Annotated in this window: 17 protein-coding genes; 12 read left to right on the top strand and 5 right to left on the bottom strand. The window is 55.2% G+C overall.

Annotated elements, in window-relative coordinates:
- Positions 1-3: 3 nt before the first annotated feature.
- The 11 genes from cbiK (at position 4) to ldtA (ending at position 8,948) form a co-directional block, all read left to right on the top strand.
- A complete protein-coding gene (gene cbiK / locus AC3ITF_RS08750; protein WP_115258164.1) occupies positions 4-798 on the top strand; it encodes a sirohydrochlorin cobaltochelatase in 795 nt (264 codons plus the stop codon).
- Positions 795-1,508, top strand: coding sequence for a cobalt-factor II C(20)-methyltransferase (locus AC3ITF_RS08755; RefSeq protein ID WP_137399456.1), 714 nt, complete (start codon positions 795-797; stop codon positions 1,506-1,508). The genes cbiK and AC3ITF_RS08755 overlap by 4 nt, the downstream gene beginning before the upstream one ends.
- On the top strand, positions 1,505-2,242 hold the full coding sequence (gene cbiM, locus AC3ITF_RS08760) for a cobalt ECF transporter S component CbiM (protein WP_096756666.1): 738 nt from the start codon (positions 1,505-1,507) through the stop codon (positions 2,240-2,242). Before AC3ITF_RS08755 ends, cbiM begins: the two co-directional genes overlap by 4 nt.
- Positions 2,243-2,244: 2 nt before the next feature.
- On the top strand, positions 2,245-2,526 hold the full coding sequence (locus tag AC3ITF_RS08765; RefSeq protein WP_096756667.1) for an energy-coupling factor ABC transporter substrate-binding protein: 282 nt from the start codon (positions 2,245-2,247) through the stop codon (positions 2,524-2,526).
- Positions 2,513-3,190 carry an energy-coupling factor ABC transporter transmembrane protein gene (locus AC3ITF_RS08770; RefSeq protein ID WP_096756668.1) on the top strand — a complete coding sequence of 226 codons (678 nt, stop codon included), beginning with the start codon at positions 2,513-2,515 and terminating at the stop codon, positions 3,188-3,190. The genes AC3ITF_RS08765 and AC3ITF_RS08770 overlap by 14 nt, the downstream gene beginning before the upstream one ends.
- A gap of 8 nt (positions 3,191-3,198) precedes the next feature.
- Complete coding sequence (locus AC3ITF_RS08775) at positions 3,199-4,014, top strand: energy-coupling factor ABC transporter ATP-binding protein (RefSeq protein ID WP_489176339.1); 816 nt, start codon at positions 3,199-3,201, stop codon at positions 4,012-4,014.
- Positions 4,011-5,531, top strand: a complete 1,521-nt coding sequence (locus AC3ITF_RS08780; RefSeq protein ID WP_135911856.1) for a cobyric acid synthase — start codon at positions 4,011-4,013, stop codon at positions 5,529-5,531. The genes AC3ITF_RS08775 and AC3ITF_RS08780 overlap by 4 nt, the downstream gene beginning before the upstream one ends.
- A complete protein-coding gene (gene cobU / locus AC3ITF_RS08785; RefSeq protein WP_181540718.1) occupies positions 5,528-6,073 on the top strand; it encodes a bifunctional adenosylcobinamide kinase/adenosylcobinamide-phosphate guanylyltransferase in 546 nt (181 codons plus the stop codon). Before AC3ITF_RS08780 ends, cobU begins: the two co-directional genes overlap by 4 nt.
- On the top strand, positions 6,070-6,813 hold the full coding sequence (cobS, locus tag AC3ITF_RS08790) for an adenosylcobinamide-GDP ribazoletransferase (protein WP_135911858.1): 744 nt from the start codon (positions 6,070-6,072) through the stop codon (positions 6,811-6,813). Before cobU ends, cobS begins: the two co-directional genes overlap by 4 nt.
- A gap of 25 nt (positions 6,814-6,838) precedes the next feature.
- Entirely contained in the window at positions 6,839-7,903 is a 1,065-nt protein-coding gene (gene cobT / locus AC3ITF_RS08795) for a nicotinate-nucleotide--dimethylbenzimidazole phosphoribosyltransferase (protein WP_489176340.1), read from the top strand.
- A gap of 118 nt (positions 7,904-8,021) precedes the next feature.
- A complete protein-coding gene (ldtA, locus tag AC3ITF_RS08800; protein ID WP_115259925.1) occupies positions 8,022-8,948 on the top strand; it encodes a L,D-transpeptidase in 927 nt (308 codons plus the stop codon).
- 30 nt (positions 8,949-8,978) lie between these two features.
- Here ldtA and AC3ITF_RS08805 read toward each other — a convergent pair whose 3' ends face one another.
- The 5 genes from AC3ITF_RS08805 to AC3ITF_RS08825 all read right to left on the bottom strand — a co-directional run bounded on the left by AC3ITF_RS08805 (position 8,979) and on the right by AC3ITF_RS08825 (position 14,305).
- Complete coding sequence (locus AC3ITF_RS08805) at positions 8,979-9,653, bottom strand: ABC transporter ATP-binding protein (RefSeq protein ID WP_135911860.1); 675 nt, start codon at positions 9,651-9,653, stop codon at positions 8,979-8,981.
- 10 nt (positions 9,654-9,663) lie between these two features.
- Positions 9,664-11,352, bottom strand: a complete 1,689-nt coding sequence (locus tag AC3ITF_RS08810) for an ABC transporter permease (protein ID WP_115258171.1) — start codon at positions 11,350-11,352, stop codon at positions 9,664-9,666.
- Positions 11,336-12,373 carry an extracellular solute-binding protein gene (locus tag AC3ITF_RS08815; RefSeq protein ID WP_115258172.1) on the bottom strand — a complete coding sequence of 346 codons (1,038 nt, stop codon included), beginning with the start codon at positions 12,371-12,373 and terminating at the stop codon, positions 11,336-11,338. The genes AC3ITF_RS08810 and AC3ITF_RS08815 overlap by 17 nt, the downstream gene beginning before the upstream one ends.
- 221 nt (positions 12,374-12,594) lie before the next feature.
- On the bottom strand, positions 12,595-13,662 hold the full coding sequence (dctP, locus tag AC3ITF_RS08820; protein WP_228758144.1) for a TRAP transporter substrate-binding protein DctP: 1,068 nt from the start codon (positions 13,660-13,662) through the stop codon (positions 12,595-12,597).
- Positions 13,663-13,714: 52 nt separating this feature from the next.
- Positions 13,715-14,305: a nuclear transport factor 2 family protein gene (locus tag AC3ITF_RS08825; RefSeq protein WP_489176341.1), complete on the bottom strand. Its 591-nt coding sequence runs from the start codon at positions 14,303-14,305 to the stop codon at positions 13,715-13,717.
- Between the two features lie 109 nt (positions 14,306-14,414).
- Between AC3ITF_RS08825 and AC3ITF_RS08830 the strand changes: the two genes are divergently transcribed.
- A complete protein-coding gene (locus tag AC3ITF_RS08830) occupies positions 14,415-15,302 on the top strand; it encodes a LysR substrate-binding domain-containing protein (protein WP_115258175.1) in 888 nt (295 codons plus the stop codon).
- The last annotated feature ends 166 nt before the right edge of the window (positions 15,303-15,468 follow it).

Consider the following 15,468-nt stretch of genomic DNA (forward strand, 5'->3'; position numbering starts at 1 on the left):
GAGATGAAAAAGGCGCTTCTGGTGGTCAGTTTTGGCACCAGCTATCACGACACCTGTGAGAAAAATATTGTGGCCTGTGAACGCGATCTTGCGGCCAGTTGCCCTGACCGTGACCTGTTTCGGGCATTTACCTCCGGGATGATCATCCGCAAGCTCAAACAGCGCGACGGCATTGACATCGACACGCCGTTGCAGGCCCTGCAAAAGCTGGCGGAGCAGGGGTATCAGGATGTGGCTATTCAGTCGCTGCACATCATTAACGGTGACGAGTACGAAAAAATAGTTCGTGAAGTACAAAGTATGCGCCCGCTGTTTGCCCGCCTGACGCTGGGGGTTCCCCTGCTGAGTAGCCATGATGATTACGCGCAACTGATGCTGGCGCTGCAGCAGCAGATGCCGTCGCTTGGTGAGCGAGAAAAAGTGGTGTTTATGGGGCACGGGGCCAGCCATCACGCCTTTGCCGCTTATGCCTGCCTCGATCACATGATGACCGCGCAGGGTTTCCCGGCGCGAGTTGGTGCGGTAGAGAGCTACCCGGAAGTGGATATTCTTATCGACAGCTTAGGTCGCGAAGGGATAACAGCGGTGCATCTTATGCCATTAATGCTGGTTGCGGGTGACCACGCTATCAACGATATGGCCTCCGACGAAGACGACTCGTGGAAAACATTATTTAATGCGGCAGGCATTCCGGCCACGCCGTGGCTGAGTGGTCTGGGTGAGAACCCGGCGGTACGCGCCATGTTCGTGGCACATTTACAGCAGGCGCTGAGCGTGGCGCTGGAGGAAGCAGCATGAGTGGCAAATTGTATGCATTGAGCACCGGGCCAGGTGCTTCCGATCTGGTAACCGTGCGCGCGGCGCGCACGCTCGGCTCGCTGGATATTCTTTATGCGCCCGCCGGGCGTAAAGGTGGCGACAGCCTGGCGCTGTCTATCGTTCGGGAATATGTCGGTGAGCAGACTGAAATTCGCTGCTGCCATTTCCCGATGAGCGCCGACAGTGCCGAAAAAGAAGCCGTCTGGGATGAGGTCGCCGCTGCACTGGTTGCGGAAGTGGAGGCCGGCAAGCAGGTCGGTTTCATCACCCTCGGCGATGCCATGCTGTTCAGTACCTGGGTCTTTTTACTCCAGCGTATTGGTAATCCTGATTGGTTAGAAATCGTCCCCGGCGTGACCTCATTTGCTGCGATTGCCGCGCGCTCAAAAACGCCGCTCGCCATGGAACAGCAGTCGCTGGCGGTCGTCTCGTGCACTGCACCGGAGGCAGAAATCCGGCAGGCGTTAAAGCAGCATGACAGCCTGGTGCTGATGAAGGTCTACGGTCGGTTTGCACGCATCAAGGCGTTGCTGCAAGAAGAAGGCATTCTGGACTGCGCGTTAATGATGTCCGAAGCCACGCTACCGGGTGAGCAGTGCTGGCGCCAACTCAGTGAAGTGAGTGACGATCAGCCGCTGCCGTATTTCTCGACCATTCTGGTCAATAAACAGTGGGAGTATGAAAGATGAAGCTAGAACACCAGCTAAAACAGCTGTCTTTCAGCGGGTTGGCTGCGGCGCTATTGCTGATGATTGTGCCTGAGCAGGCGTTTGCTATGCACATTATGGAAGGCTTTTTACCGCCGATGTGGGCGCTGGCCTGGTGGCTGCTGTTTTTACCCTGCCTGTGGTATGGGCTGGTGCGCCTGCGCCAAATTGTGCAGGAAGATAACCACCAGAAAGTGTTACTGGCCCTGTGTGGCGCGTTTATTTTCGTGCTGTCAGCGCTGAAAATTCCATCTGTTACCGGGAGTTGTTCGCATCCGACCGGGGTCGGTCTGGCGGTGATTCTGTTCGGGCCAGGCGTGGTGGCCATTCTCGGGGCCATCGTTTTGTTATTCCAGGCATTATTGCTGGCACATGGCGGTTTGACCACGCTGGGCGCTAATGGTATGTCGATGGCGGTTATTGGTCCGGTCGTCGGCTATATGGTGTGGAAGATGGCTTGCCGTGCGGGGTTCCGTCGTGATGTCTGCGTCTTCCTCTGCGCCATGCTGGCCGATCTGGTGACCTATTTTGTGACGTCGGTGCAACTGGGTGTTGCTTTCCCTGACCCGTCCGTAGGTGCTACGGGCTCCATCATCAAGTTCATGGGGATTTTCTGCCTGACGCAGATCCCAATCGCTATCGCAGAAGGCTTGCTCACGGTGATGATTTATGACCAGCTCACCAAACGGCAGCTCATCACCGCACAAGGACATTAACCATGAAAAAGACGCTGATTCTGTTAGCAATGGTGATTGGGCTGGTTGTCCTGCCATTTTTCATCAACCACGGTGGAGAATACGGAGGATCAGATGGCGAAGCGGAAAGCCAGATTCAGGCCATCGCTCCGCATTATGAGCCGTGGTTCCAGCCGCTGTATGAGCCAGCCAGTGGTGAAATTGAAAGTCTGCTGTTTACGCTTCAGGGATCGCTCGGTGCAGCGGTAATTTTCTACATTCTGGGTTACACCAAGGGCAGACAACGCCGTGATGACCGGTCTTGACAGGCTGAGCTACCAGAGCCGCTGGTTTCATGTCACACCGCAGCGCAAATTTCTGCTGTGGTTAGTGATGATGATTCTGGCGTTTACCCTGCCTCCGTTGGGGCAGGGTATCGAGCTGTTACTCATTGCCGCACTGAGCTGCTGGCTGCTGCGCATCTCTTTCTGGCGTTGGTGTCGCTGGATGGCATTGCCGTTTGGTTTTTTGCTGGTCGGGGTAGTGACGATCCTATTCAGTGTGAGTCGCGATCCGCATAGCTTACTGGTTAGTCTGCCGGTGGGTAGCTACTGGTTAGGCGTCACCGAAGCGGGTGTACTCACTGCCAATGCAACATTCTGGCGAAGCCTGGCGGCGCTGGCATCCACCTTTTGGTTGGTACTTAATCTGCCGTTCCCGCAATTAATTCTTTTACTGAAATGGGCGCGCGTTCCGCGCCTGCTGACTGAGCAGATCCTGCTGACCTGGCGATTTATTTTTATTCTTTTAGACGAAGCGCTCGCTATTCACCGCGCGCAAACGCTGCGTTTTGGTTATCGTAGCGTGCCGCTGAGCTATCGCTCGTTGGCAATGCTGGTGGGGCTGTTGTTTACGCGTGTGTTAATCCGCTATCAGCAAATGACCACCACACTGGATATCAAACTGTATCAGGGTGATTTTCACCTGTAAGGAAAAGTATGCTTGCCACCTCAGCGCTTTGGTTTCGCTATCAGGATGACCCGGTCCTCAAAGGGCTCACGCTGGATTTTTCCGCGCAGGCCGTCACTGGACTGGTGGGGGCCAATGGGTGCGGAAAATCCACGCTGTTTATGAACCTGAGTGGCTTGTTGCGTCCACAGCAGGGGGCGGTGATGTGGCAAGGAAAACCGCTGGATTACAGCAAGCGAGGCCTGCTGGCACTGCGTCAGCAGGTGGCAACCGTATTTCAGGACCCCGATCAGCAAATCTTTTATACCGATATCGACAGCGACATCGCCTTTAGCCTGCGCAATATTGGCGTGGATGAAAAAGAAATTGCTCGCCGGGTGGAAGATGCCCTGATGCTGGTGGATGCACAACATTTCCGTCATCAGCCTATTCAATGCCTAAGCCACGGACAAAAAAAACGCGTGGCGATCGCTGGCGCGCTGGTACTGCAGGCGCAGTATTTGCTGCTGGATGAACCGACTGCGGGCCTTGATCCCTCGGGCCGTACGCAAATGATTGAGATTATTAAACGGATCGTGGCGCAGGGAAATCATGTGGTTATTTCCAGCCATGATATCGATCTTATCTATGAAGTGAGCGACGCGGTTTACGTTTTGCGCCGGGGAGAAGTGCTGACGCACGGCACCCCCGGTGAGGTATTCGCGCGCACGGACCTTATTGAACAAGCTGGATTAACTCAGCCCTGGCTGGTGAAGTTGCACACGGAGCTAGGCTTTCCATTGTGTAAAACAGAGGCTGAATTTTATCGTTGTATGCGAGAGAACGCACTGAAGGAGGCGTCATGACGCAGGCAATAATGTTGCAGGGAACGGCATCTGATGTAGGCAAAAGCGTATTAGTCGCCGGGCTGTGTCGTATTTTTTATCAGGATGGACGACGTACTGCGCCGTTCAAATCGCAGAACATGGCGCTGAACTCGGGTATTACGCCTGAGGGGAAAGAGATGGGGCGCGCGCAAATTTTCCAGGCTGAAGCGGCAGGGATCACCCCAGATGTACGTATGAATCCGGTGCTATTGAAACCGACCAGCGACCGCAAAGCGCAGGTGGTATTGATGGGCAAAGTGGCGACCGATATGGATGCGGTAAGCTACCACGAGTACAAACCGCGTCTGCGCGAGCAGATCATTTCGGTTTATAACAGTCTGGCGCAGGAATTTGACGTTATTGTGCTGGAAGGGGCGGGAAGTCCGGCTGAAATTAACCTGCGCGATCGCGATATCGTCAATATGGGGATGGCGGAGATGGCGCAGTGCCCGGTTGTGCTGGTGGCGGATATCGATCGCGGCGGCGTGTTTGCCTCGATTTATGGCACGCTGGCGCTGCTGCATGATCATGAACGCGCGCGCGTAAAAGGCGTGATTATCAATAAATTTCGTGGCGATGTGGCGCTGCTCTATTCCGGTATTGAACAAATTGAAGCGCTGACCGGCGTTCCCGTACTCGGCGTGATGCCGTGGCTGGATGTTGATCTCGAAGATGAAGATGGCGTCGCGCTGCAAAAAGGGAAGTATTTACGCACCGACAAACGCGATATCGAGATTGCTGTGGTGCAACTGCCGCATATTTCCAACTTTACGGATTTTAATGCGCTGGCCGCCCAGCCGGACGTTCGGGTGCGCTATGTTCGCCACCCGGAAGAGCTGGCAGGCGTCGATCTGGTGATTTTGCCGGGCAGTAAAAATACGCTTGGCGATTTAGTCTGGCTGCGCGAAAGCGGTCTTGCGCACAGCGTGTTGCAACTACACCGTCAGAATGTGCCGGTGGTGGGGATTTGCGGTGGCTATCAAATGCTCGGCGAGACCATTATCGATGACGTGGAGTCGGGCCTGGGAACGCTGCCGGGCCTTGGCTTGCTCGATACCGTTACCCATTTTGCGCAGCACAAAACCACGACCCTGGTTGAAGGGCAAATGTCGGCCACATTGCCGGACTGGCTGGCAGACGCCTCAGGGTTAGCTGTTCGCGGCTATGAAATTCATATGGGTGAAACGGTGTTATCCGGGGAGTGTCGGTCGGTGATGACGCTGCAAAAAGAGGGTGGTAACGTTGCTGATGGCGCGGTGACTCACGACGGTCTGGCGTTCGGCACCTATCTCCACGGCTTGTTTGACAGCGATGAATTCACGCGCGCGCTGGTGAATGGCCTGCGGGTGCGCAAAGGGTTAGCACCACTGGATTCAACCTTTCATTACGCGCAATATAAATCACAGCAGTTTGATCTGCTGGCGGATGCGATGCGGCAACACATCGATATTGAGAAAATTTATACCATCATGCAGCAACACCAGGAGCCAGTATGATGATTCTGGTTACCGGTGGTGCCCGTAGCGGCAAGAGCCGTCACGCAGAGGCACTGATCGCGGACTCCCCAAACGTGCTGTACATCGCGACGTCGCAGATATTCGACGAGGAGATGGCGGCGCGAATTCAACACCATCGTGATGGACGCCCTGCGCACTGGCGTACAGCCGAGCGCTGGCAACATCTTGATGCGCTGATTACGGCCGAGAACGATCCGCACGAGGCGATTTTACTGGAATGCATTACCACGATGGTGACGAACCAGCTGTTTGCGTTAGGCGGCGACAGTTCACCGGATGGCTGGGACTACGCCGCGATGGAACGGTCCATTGAGGATGAGCTCCGTGTGCTGATTGACGCTTGTCAGCGTTGCCCGGCAAAAGTCGTGCTGGTGACTAACGAAGTGGGGATGGGGATTGTTCCGGAAAATCGTCTGGCGCGGCATTTTCGCGATATTGCTGGACGGGTAAACCAGCGTCTGGCGGCAGCGTCAGATGAGGTCTGGCTGGTGGTATCTGGAATTGGAGTCAAAATTAAATGAGTAAGTTGTTTTGGGCAATGCTCTCTTTTATCAGTCGCTTGCCCGTTCCTGCACGCTGGTCGCAAGGACTGGAGTTCGAACAGTACTCGCGCGGCATCGTCATGTTCCCGCTGATTGGCGTGGTGCTGGGAGGGTTGACGGGACTGGTCTTCATGGCGCTGCAAACCTGGTGCGGTATCCCGCTGGCAGCGCTGTTTAGCGTGCTGACGTTGGCGCTGCTGACCGGCGGTTTTCATCTTGACGGTCTGGCGGATACCTGTGACGGCGTGTTTTCTGCTCGTCGGCGCGAGCGGATGCTGGAAATAATGCGCGACAGCCGCCTGGGGACCCACGGCGGACTGGCGCTGATCTTTGTTCTGCTGGCTAAAGTGCTGGTGGTGAGCGAACTGGCTCTACGCGGAACGCCAATGCTGGCTGCACTGACTGCAGCCTGTGTGGCAGGGCGTGGAACCGCAGTTCTGCTGATGTACCGGCATCGTTATGCCCGCGAAGAAGGGCTGGGAAATGTCTTTATAGGCAAAGTAACCGGACGACAAACCTGCGTTACGTTGGGGCTTGCGGCGATCCTTGCTGCTGTACTGCTTCCCGGCATGCGTGGAGTGGCGGCGCTGGTCGTCACGATGGTGGCAATTTTCATTCTTGGGCAATTATTAAAACGCACGTTAGGTGGGCAGACCGGCGATACGCTTGGCGCGGCCATCGAACTTGGCGAGTTGATCTTCTTACTGGCTCTGCTTTGAGCCAGTCAACACATTGAGAACCCTTATGCAGATTTTATCCGCTTTACTCCACGCGATCCCTTCTCCCGACAGTGCTGCAATGTTACGCGCACAGCAGCATATTGATGGCTTACTTAAACCACCGGGCAGCCTGGGACGTCTTGAGTCCCTGGCCGTGCAACTCGCCGGTATGCCAGGCCTGAAGGGCGTGCCGCGCATGGGGGGGAAAGCGATGCTGGTGATGTGCGCCGATCACGGCGTCTGGGATGAAGGTGTGGCCGTTTCGCCGAAAGTGGTTACGGCGATTCAGGCAGCAAATATGACGCGTGGCACGACCGGCGTTTGCGTACTGGCGACCCAGGTTGGCGCAAAGGTTCATGTGATTGATGTGGGGATTGACGCTGACCCTATTCCTGGCGTGGTGAATATGCGCGTTGCGCGTGGCTGCGGCAATATTGCTGAAGGCCCGGCAATGCACCGTTCTCAGGCCGAGGAACTGTTGCTGGAAGTGATGCGCTATACCCGTGAACTGGCGAAAGAGGGCGTCACGCTGTTTGGCGTCGGCGAGTTGGGCATGGCCAATACCACGCCTGCGGCGGCGATTGTTAGCGTACTGACCGGCAGTGATGCTGAGGCGGTGGTGGGGATTGGCGCTAACCTGCCACTCTCGCGGGTGGGCAATAAGGTGGATGTGGTGCGTAGGGCGATCGCCGTTAATCAGCCCGACCCCACAGATGGTATCGATGTGCTGGCCAAAGTCGGTGGTTTTGATCTTGTGGGGATGACGGGTGTGATGCTGGGGGCTGCCTCCTGCGGTCTGCCGGTGTTGCTGGACGGGTTCCTTTCTTATTCCGCTGCGCTGGCAGCCTGTCAGATTGCGCCAGAGATTAAGCCGTACCTGATCCCTTCACATTTTTCCGCCGAAAAAGGTGCCCGTACCGCCCTGGCGCATCTGGAGCTGGACCCGTATCTCAACATGGGCATGCGTTTAGGTGAAGGCAGCGGTGCCGCGCTGGCGATGCCGATCGTTGAGGCCGCCTGCGCCATGTACAACAATATGGGGCATTTAGCCGCCAGCAATATTGTGCTTCCGGACGGTAAGGAAGCGTAGTCAAGCTGCACCCCGCTCAACGGCGGGGTTCTTGTTGGTAGGGTCCGTCGTAACCCCGTTAACCCGATAAAAAAGCTATAATTAACGGATATCTGCTGCGGCGAAGGAAAGGACAATGATGCGTCGTGTAAAACTGTTGTGTTCACTTATCATACTGCTTGCCGGCCAGGGAGCTCAGGCTGTGAGCTATCCGTTGCCGCCAGAGGGCAGCCGCCTGGTCGGCAGTCCGCTGACTATTACGGTGCCGCCAGCCAATACGCAACCGCTGGAAGCATTTGCGGCGCAGTACGGGCAGGGGCTGAGCAATATGCTGGAAGCCAATCCGGGGGTGGATGTCTATTTGCCGAAGTCGGGCTCTACGCTGGTGGTGCCACAGCAGGTTATTTTGCCGGATACCGTGCGTGAGGGCATTGTTATAAACGTCGCTGAAATGCGTCTTTACTATTACCCCAAAGACAGCAATACAGTAGAAATCTTACCCATCGGTATCGGTCAGGCGGGGAGAGAAACGCCGCGCAACTGGGTGACGACGGTACAGCGCAAGCAGGAAGCACCGAGCTGGACACCAACAGCAAATACCCGCCGGGAATACGCCGCGCGTGGCGAAAGCTTACCGGCGTTTGTTCCGGCCGGGCCGGAAAATCCGATGGGGTTGTACGCCATTTATATTGGCAAGCTGTACGCTATTCACGGCACCAATGCTAATTTCGGAATTGGGCTGCGGGTCAGCCAGGGCTGTATTCGCCTGCGCAATGACGATATTAAATACCTGTTTGATACCGTGCCGGTGGGAACGCGGGTTCAACTTATCGACCGGCCTGTTAAATACAGCACTGAGCCAGACGGTAGCCGCTGGGTTGAAGTTCATGAACCGTTGTCACGCAACCGCAGCGAATATGAGTCGGATAAAAAGATCCCACTGCCGGTGACTCCGGCATTACGCAGTTTTGTGGGCGGAGAGGGAGTGGACGTCAGTCGTGCTAATGCAACGCTGGAACGCCGCTCCGGGATGCCAGTGAATATCAGCCAGGTGCAGAGATTCTAATCACTACCCCGCGCGGCCTGTATGTTACCGTCAGGCCGCGTGCTTCGTTTGAAACTGACCCATTTTCACAAAACCAATATGGTCCGCCATCAACTGCGCTTCATGTTCACTGTGGGTGACCAGCAGCGCCGTTTGTCCGGCTGCGCGCAAAATATCCCGCACCTCGCCACCCAGACGCTCGCGGGTGCTTTTATCCAGACTGGAAAACGGTTCATCCAGCAGCAGAATATCCGGATGTGGCGCCAGGGCGCGGGCCAGGGCGATACGCTGCTGCTGCCCGCCAGAAAGCTCATGAGGGTAATGGCTGGCGTGGCTGTGTAGTTCAACCATTTTTAACAGCTCGGTGACTCTGGCCTGTTGCGCTTCTCGTGGCAGGCGGCGCAAACCAAAGGCCACGTTTTGTTGGGCTGTCAGATGTGGGAATAATGCGTATTCCTGAAACACCATGCCGACATGCCGTTTTTCCGGCGGCAGATGCACGCCGGGGCCAGCAACACGCCGCTGTGAAACATAAATCTCTCCGCGTTGCAGGCGTTCAAATCCGGCGACCGCGCGCAAAACCGTGGTTTTCCCACAGCCTGACGCACCCAGCAGGCAGGCGATTTCGCCTTTGCGCACCGACATTGAAAAGCCGGTCAGCACCGATTGCTGGCTGTTGCCGTAGGCCACGTGTACATCCTGGAGTCGTAACGCGATTTCTGACATTGTTGCTCTCTCAACCACGGCGCGTCATCTGATGACGAACCAGCAAAATAACAGGCAGTGTGCCGGCTAACACAATCATTAGCGCAGCAATTGCCCCTTCTTCATAGGTACCTCGCGCCGCTTCTGCATACAGCAGCGTGGCCAGCGTTTCGAAGTTTACCGGGCGTAGTAGCAGGGTAGTGGGCAACTCTTTCATTGCATCGGCAAACACCAGCAATGCACTGCTTACCAACGCTGGACGCAGCAGCGGGAAATGCACGCGAGCAAACGTACCTGCCCCATTTTCTCCCAGTAAACGTGAGGCTTGCTCAAGGGAAGGAGGAATACGGCCCAGCCCGGAATCCAGCGCGCCGATGGCTATGGCCTGAAAACGCATCGCACAGCAAATGATCAGCAAAATACCGGCAGACATCAGCGGTAAACCGCGCATGTCGAGCAGATCGGCCAGCCAGCGGTCAACCGCCATCGCCGGGGGAAGAAAACCAATCGCCAGAATCGTACCAGGCACGGCGTAACCTAACGAGGCCAGACGCATCACACCGCGACGAAAGCCGGGCATTGCGTTGTCTGCGGCGCTGCGACGTGCGCTCCACGCTACCAGCATGCTGACGCAAATCACCACCAGCGTGGTACCAGCCGCCAGCGATAGCGTGTTTTGCAATGCAGAAAGTAATGACGCGGACAGCGGATTCTCACCGCCTAACCGTTTGGCGCTCTCCCACAGTAAAAACAATACCGGGGCCAGGAAACCCAGTACAACCGGGAGCGAAATAACCACGCCGAGCAGCCAACCGCGCCAGCCATGCACGCGCGTGGGTTGAATTTCTCGCAGACTGCGACTGCTGAATCCTTGTTTTCTGCGACCGTAAAACTCCAGCGTCAGGATAAAGAAGATAAACATCAGCATCATGCAGGCGATTTGCGCCGCAGCGGATAAATCAGAGCGCGAGATCCACGTGGTGTACACGGTGACGGTTAAGGTTTGTACCCCAAGGAATTCCGACGCGCCGATGTCATTGAGCGTTTCCAGCAGCGCCAGGCTGATCCCGACCGCCAGCGCCGGACGGGCCATTGGCAGGGCCACGCGGAAGAAGGTTCCGCTGGCGCTGCAGCCCAGGGTACGTGCCGCCTCCAACAAATGCGCGGGCTGGCTGATAAACGTGGCGCGAGTGGTTAAATAAACATACGGATACAGCACTAAACCGAGCAGCAGGATCGCGCCGGAAAGGGAGCGTAAATCCGGCAAGCGGAACTGTCGCGGGCTGTCGAAACCGAGTAAAAAACGGATGAAGGTTTGCAGTGGGCCAATGGGATGCAGTAAATCGAGCCAGGCAAAGGCCACGATATAGGTCGGCATCGCCAGCGGCAGCAGCAGCGCCCAGCTCAGTATTTTGCGCCCAGGAAAATCCCATGCAGTGACTGCCCACGCGCTGCCAACGCCAATCACGCCGACCATGACCGCGACACCTGCCAACAACAGTACAGTGTTTTTTAACGCAGAGGGCAACACCCAGGTGATGAGATTATCCCAGTGGGACAAATCAGCCTGTGTGGCCTGCCAGATGAGCGCCACAATAGGAGTCAGGACGCCGAGTGCAATACACAGGGCACCAAGATGTAACGGCGTTAATAATGACTGCGGCCCGGAAACCAGGCCGCGTAACGTCGGAAGCAATAGCGGTTTATTGATCGAATCCAACTTTATCTACCAGCAGACTAGCTTGTTTACGGTACTTCACGATTTCGGTTAACGGGATCTTGTCGACGTCGATTTCACCGATAGTGGCGCTGATAACCGGGTCGAGCGTTACACCTTTGAGTACCGGATATTCGAAGTTCGCTTTCGCGTATTGTTGCTGGGCAGGTGCGGAAACCAGATATTCCATCAGCTTAACGGCGTCGGCTTTATTGGGTGCGTAACGGGCTACGGCAGCACCGCTAATGTTGACGTGTGTGCCGCCTTTCTCAAAGGTCGGTTTCACCACTTTAATGGCATCACCCCACTGACGTGCATCGGTGCCTTCTTTGGCATTTTTCATATGACCGACGTAATAGGAGTTGGCGAGGCCAATATCACAAATCCCGCCGAGGATATCGCGGGCAACGTCACGATCGCCGCCGGTTGCTTTACGTGCCAGGTTCGCCTTCACGCCGCGCAGCCACTCTTCCGTTTTGGCCTCACCGTGGTGGGCAATCATGGCGGCAATCAATGCGGTGTTATACGGATGCTGCCCGGAACGGATACAGACTTTGCCTTTGTACTCCGGGCTTGCGAGCTGCTCATAATGCCAGTTATCGATAGGCATCGATTTCTCAGCGTAGAGCACGCGTGCACGCATGGAAAGCGCAAACCACTGATTATCTGCACCGCGCAGGTTAGCCGGAATGGCGGCTTTTAGCGCATCGGACTCTACCGGTTGCGTTACGCCCGCTTCGACTAAATCGATGAGGTTACCGGCATCGACGGTCATCAGCAGGTCGGCAGGGGAGTTCTTCCCTTCCGCTTTAACACGCTCAAGCATGCCATCCTTGATATACACCGTGCTCACTTTTATACCGCTGGTTTTTGTCCAGCTATCGAGCAGGGGTTGGATCAGGCCTGGTTCACGGGTGGTATAAAGCGTTAACGTATCCTGTGCGAAAGCCGGCAGGCTGACGGAGAGGACCAGGGCAGATGCAAGCGTGATACGGCGCAGTCCGGTGCGAGGCAGAGCATTCATCGTTTATATCCCAGAGTAATTGGAACGTACAGTGACCCGAGCAGGCGCTCGTTCTTTTGGCCCGCGTACAATAAATGATAATCACTAGCACTTACAATAATGGCAAAGTTTAAACGATTTACATTTACATAACTTTAAACAACGGTGTGATGTGGGGTTTACTCGGCGAAAAGTGGCGGGTAGAGAGAGGGTGAGACTCCCTGCCACTAGTTCATGGATAACTACCGTTTTACGCGCGCTTTTTGTGACAGGGTTTCATCCATAATGGCGCTAACTTGTTTCATCACCATGCCTGCGTTTTTGACGCCTTTCGCTTCCTGCTCGTGGACCCACTTGGTTTGCGCAGCCCGGTAATGGGTGGCGGTGTTCCACTGTGCGACCTCCTGCGATTGCAGAACGCGTACCGAGGCCCCAGCCTGGCGTAAATCGTCTATCTGGGTGTTAAAACACCTGTCCATGACTGAACCCAGAGATTGATACGCTGTTTCAGCCGCACGCTGAATGGCGACCTGATCTTCATGAGAAAGCGCGTTCCAGGTTTTTTTGTTCATCGTCAGAATATAGAGATGCCCCAGCCACAGATTTTTGGCGAGAAGCACATTGGGTGCGAACTGATACGCTTTAAGAGCGTAACCGCTGTCCACGTTCAGCATCATGCCATCGATTGCCCCCGTTTTTAGTGCGTTATAGGTCTTTTCACCCCAGGGCATGGTCACCGGTTTAGCCCCAGCGTTTTGCAGAAAATCACGGTGCCAGAAGCTGGCAGAGCGCCATGTGCCGCCTTTGATATCGCTCAACGTCGCTATGGGCTTAGCGCTGAAAAAGGCCAGTGGATAGCCAGTGGCAAGGAAAATACTCACCACATTATTTTTCTCAAGTTCAGCCGGAAATGCCGGGATGTCAGCGTAGACGTGGCGGAAGAAGGCCACCTGTTGTTCACTGGCCGGTCCGACGGGAAAGCTTTTAAATATCTGATTCAGGGGCAGCGCGTCGGCGGTGTATTCAGGTACGACAGTCGCCATATCCACCTTTCGTTCGTTGCCGACGTTGCGTAATGCATCGTAGCTGTTACTGAGCTCACCGCTCCAGTGCGCCTCTATTTTCAGCCGTCCGTTTGACTCTTTCTCAATGGCGGGGAAGAGCACGTCGTTAAGAAAGCGAGTGCGCATCCCACCCAGCGGTTCATGATCACTGTATGTCAGGATTTGTGTAGCCGAAACCGTGGTCGGTAGCAGCAGGGCGATGAACAGCATTGCCAGATATTTTCCGTATATTTTGTTGGGGCGCATACATTTCCTTTGCGTTGCTGAGATGAAAAAGGGTCAATGGCGGATGAAATTGTCAGGCCGTCTGCCCGGCTAACCAGCGTGTACCACTTGCTTTCATTTGTTGTTCCAGATCGCTGCCACGGGTGGCAAAGACGCGCTGAACCGGAAAACCACTTTTTTCCAGCAGATAAGCCAGCGCGGCGTATTCACGCGGATATTTCTCTGCCGCACTTTGGTCAATCGCGACCATGCCGAGCGGAAAGGTAAAGCTGGCCATATCGTAAATACTCTGGCGATGGAACAGCTTCCAGACGCCGTCGCGTTTTTCTGCCATGTCATAGAAACGGTTATGACCAATGCAGCCCAGATTCAGCTTAACGTGCTCAGCGATAATCATGGCGTTGGTTTCGACAATAGCCCTCGTCGCGTTGGCATTGAAGGTGACTACCGGCGTGCCAATTAGATGCTTGGTGCGCACATCTGACGCTCCCATCCGTATTGAGCCCTCAACGAAATCGCTGGCGAGGCCCTCAAACCACGTGATTTCAATGGTGCCGTTCGGGTGAAAAAGGTTGCGCAGCTGCTCCCATTCCCCCAGATCGCGGTGCATCCAGCCCGTGAGAAGATCGGTGATTTGCAGACGGTCGTCCAAATAGTTTTGCATAACATGTACTCCGGTACGGGATTGGATTTCAGTTTCATCCCCAATGGAGATAAACTCAAATAGATAGATATGACTGATTAATCATTTTATATGATGATGGAGTGACAATATGGATCTGCGCCATCTGCGCTATTTTCTGGCTGTTGCCGAAGAAGGCCATTTTGGTCGCGCAGCTCAACGCCTGCATATCGTCCAACCTGCGCTGAGTATGCAAATCAAGGCCCTGGAAGAGGAACTCGGTGGTCCGCTGTTTGTACGCACCAGCCGCAAAGTGGAGTTAACGGACGCCGGGCGGCTACTACAGGTCGAGGCGCAGCGCACGCTGGAGCAAGCGGAACACGCCCGACTGACCGTTCAGCGCTCAATACGTGGTGAAACGGGTCATGTACGCGTGGGGTTTGCCGGTAATGCCGTCTTTAGCGGCAAGCTCACCAACGATCTGCGTGCTTTTCGCCGAACTTACCCTGATGCCGAACTGGTTGTGAATGAAGTCGCACCGTTGTTGCAAGCCGAGGCTATCCTGACGGGACAGCTCGATGTGGGTTATACCCCCGATCACCACAAAATCCATGATGCCGCGCTAATGGCTGAACAGATCGGTGTCTGGCACCGGCAAGTGGCGATGGCTGACGACCACCCGTTGGCCGCACGGGCGTCGCTGACAATCGATATGCTCGCCGAGCAGCCACTCATTTTTTATGACGCGCATGGGGCTGATGAGTCGCTTTACACCGCACTTACCGAAATTATGGGCCATGCTCCGCATATCGCCCATTGCACCGCAAGTACCCTAAGCGTGCTTGCACTCGCCGCCGCCGGCCAGGGGCTGGCGCTGGTGCCCGATCCTCTGCAGCATGTGAATATTCCTGGATTGGTATACCGCCCACTGGATGCGCCGGAACTGTCGGCGAATCTGATGCTCATCAGCAGGCAACAAGAGAATAAGGGGGCTGTACAGGCTTTTCTGCAGATAGCGCGTGAAAATGCGGGAGTATAAAAGCAAAAAAACCGCTTAGTTTCCTAAGCAGGCTTCTTAAATTTGGCTCCTCTGACTGGGATCGCCGTAGCCAATAACTGGCTAATAAGTAAGCTAAACTTGAATTCACTGCTTGTCAAGACCACCAGAATGACTACCAATTTGCTGAATAGGTATATAACGATCT

The sequence above is a fragment of the Citrobacter sp. KH_055_1 genome (genome assembly GCF_057838705.1).

What these genes read in the sequence shown, in the direction of transcription:
- cobU (WP_181540718.1), top strand. Translation starts at nt 5,528, where the DNA reads ATGATGATTCTGGTTACCGGTGGTGCCCGTAGCGGCAAGAGCCGTCAC.
- AC3ITF_RS08825 (WP_489176341.1), bottom strand. Translation starts at nt 14,305, where the DNA reads ATGCAAAACTATTTGGACGACCGTCTGCAAATCACCGATCTTCTCACG.
- cbiM (WP_096756666.1), top strand. Translation starts at nt 1,505, where the DNA reads ATGAAGCTAGAACACCAGCTAAAACAGCTGTCTTTCAGCGGGTTGGCT.
- ldtA (WP_115259925.1), top strand. Translation starts at nt 8,022, where the DNA reads ATGCGTCGTGTAAAACTGTTGTGTTCACTTATCATACTGCTTGCCGGC.
- cobS (WP_135911858.1), top strand. Translation starts at nt 6,070, where the DNA reads ATGAGTAAGTTGTTTTGGGCAATGCTCTCTTTTATCAGTCGCTTGCCC.
- AC3ITF_RS08805 (WP_135911860.1), bottom strand. Translation starts at nt 9,653, where the DNA reads ATGTCAGAAATCGCGTTACGACTCCAGGATGTACACGTGGCCTACGGC.
- AC3ITF_RS08775 (WP_489176339.1), top strand. Translation starts at nt 3,199, where the DNA reads ATGCTTGCCACCTCAGCGCTTTGGTTTCGCTATCAGGATGACCCGGTC.
- cbiK (WP_115258164.1), top strand. Translation starts at nt 4, where the DNA reads ATGAAAAAGGCGCTTCTGGTGGTCAGTTTTGGCACCAGCTATCACGAC.
- AC3ITF_RS08815 (WP_115258172.1), bottom strand. Translation starts at nt 12,373, where the DNA reads ATGAATGCTCTGCCTCGCACCGGACTGCGCCGTATCACGCTTGCATCT.
- AC3ITF_RS08755 (WP_137399456.1), top strand. Translation starts at nt 795, where the DNA reads ATGAGTGGCAAATTGTATGCATTGAGCACCGGGCCAGGTGCTTCCGAT.
- dctP (WP_228758144.1), bottom strand. Translation starts at nt 13,662, where the DNA reads ATGCGCCCCAACAAAATATACGGAAAATATCTGGCAATGCTGTTCATC.
- AC3ITF_RS08780 (WP_135911856.1), top strand. Translation starts at nt 4,011, where the DNA reads ATGACGCAGGCAATAATGTTGCAGGGAACGGCATCTGATGTAGGCAAA.
- AC3ITF_RS08830 (WP_115258175.1), top strand. Translation starts at nt 14,415, where the DNA reads ATGGATCTGCGCCATCTGCGCTATTTTCTGGCTGTTGCCGAAGAAGGC.
- cobT (WP_489176340.1), top strand. Translation starts at nt 6,839, where the DNA reads ATGCAGATTTTATCCGCTTTACTCCACGCGATCCCTTCTCCCGACAGT.
- AC3ITF_RS08770 (WP_096756668.1), top strand. Translation starts at nt 2,513, where the DNA reads ATGACCGGTCTTGACAGGCTGAGCTACCAGAGCCGCTGGTTTCATGTC.
- AC3ITF_RS08765 (WP_096756667.1), top strand. Translation starts at nt 2,245, where the DNA reads ATGAAAAAGACGCTGATTCTGTTAGCAATGGTGATTGGGCTGGTTGTC.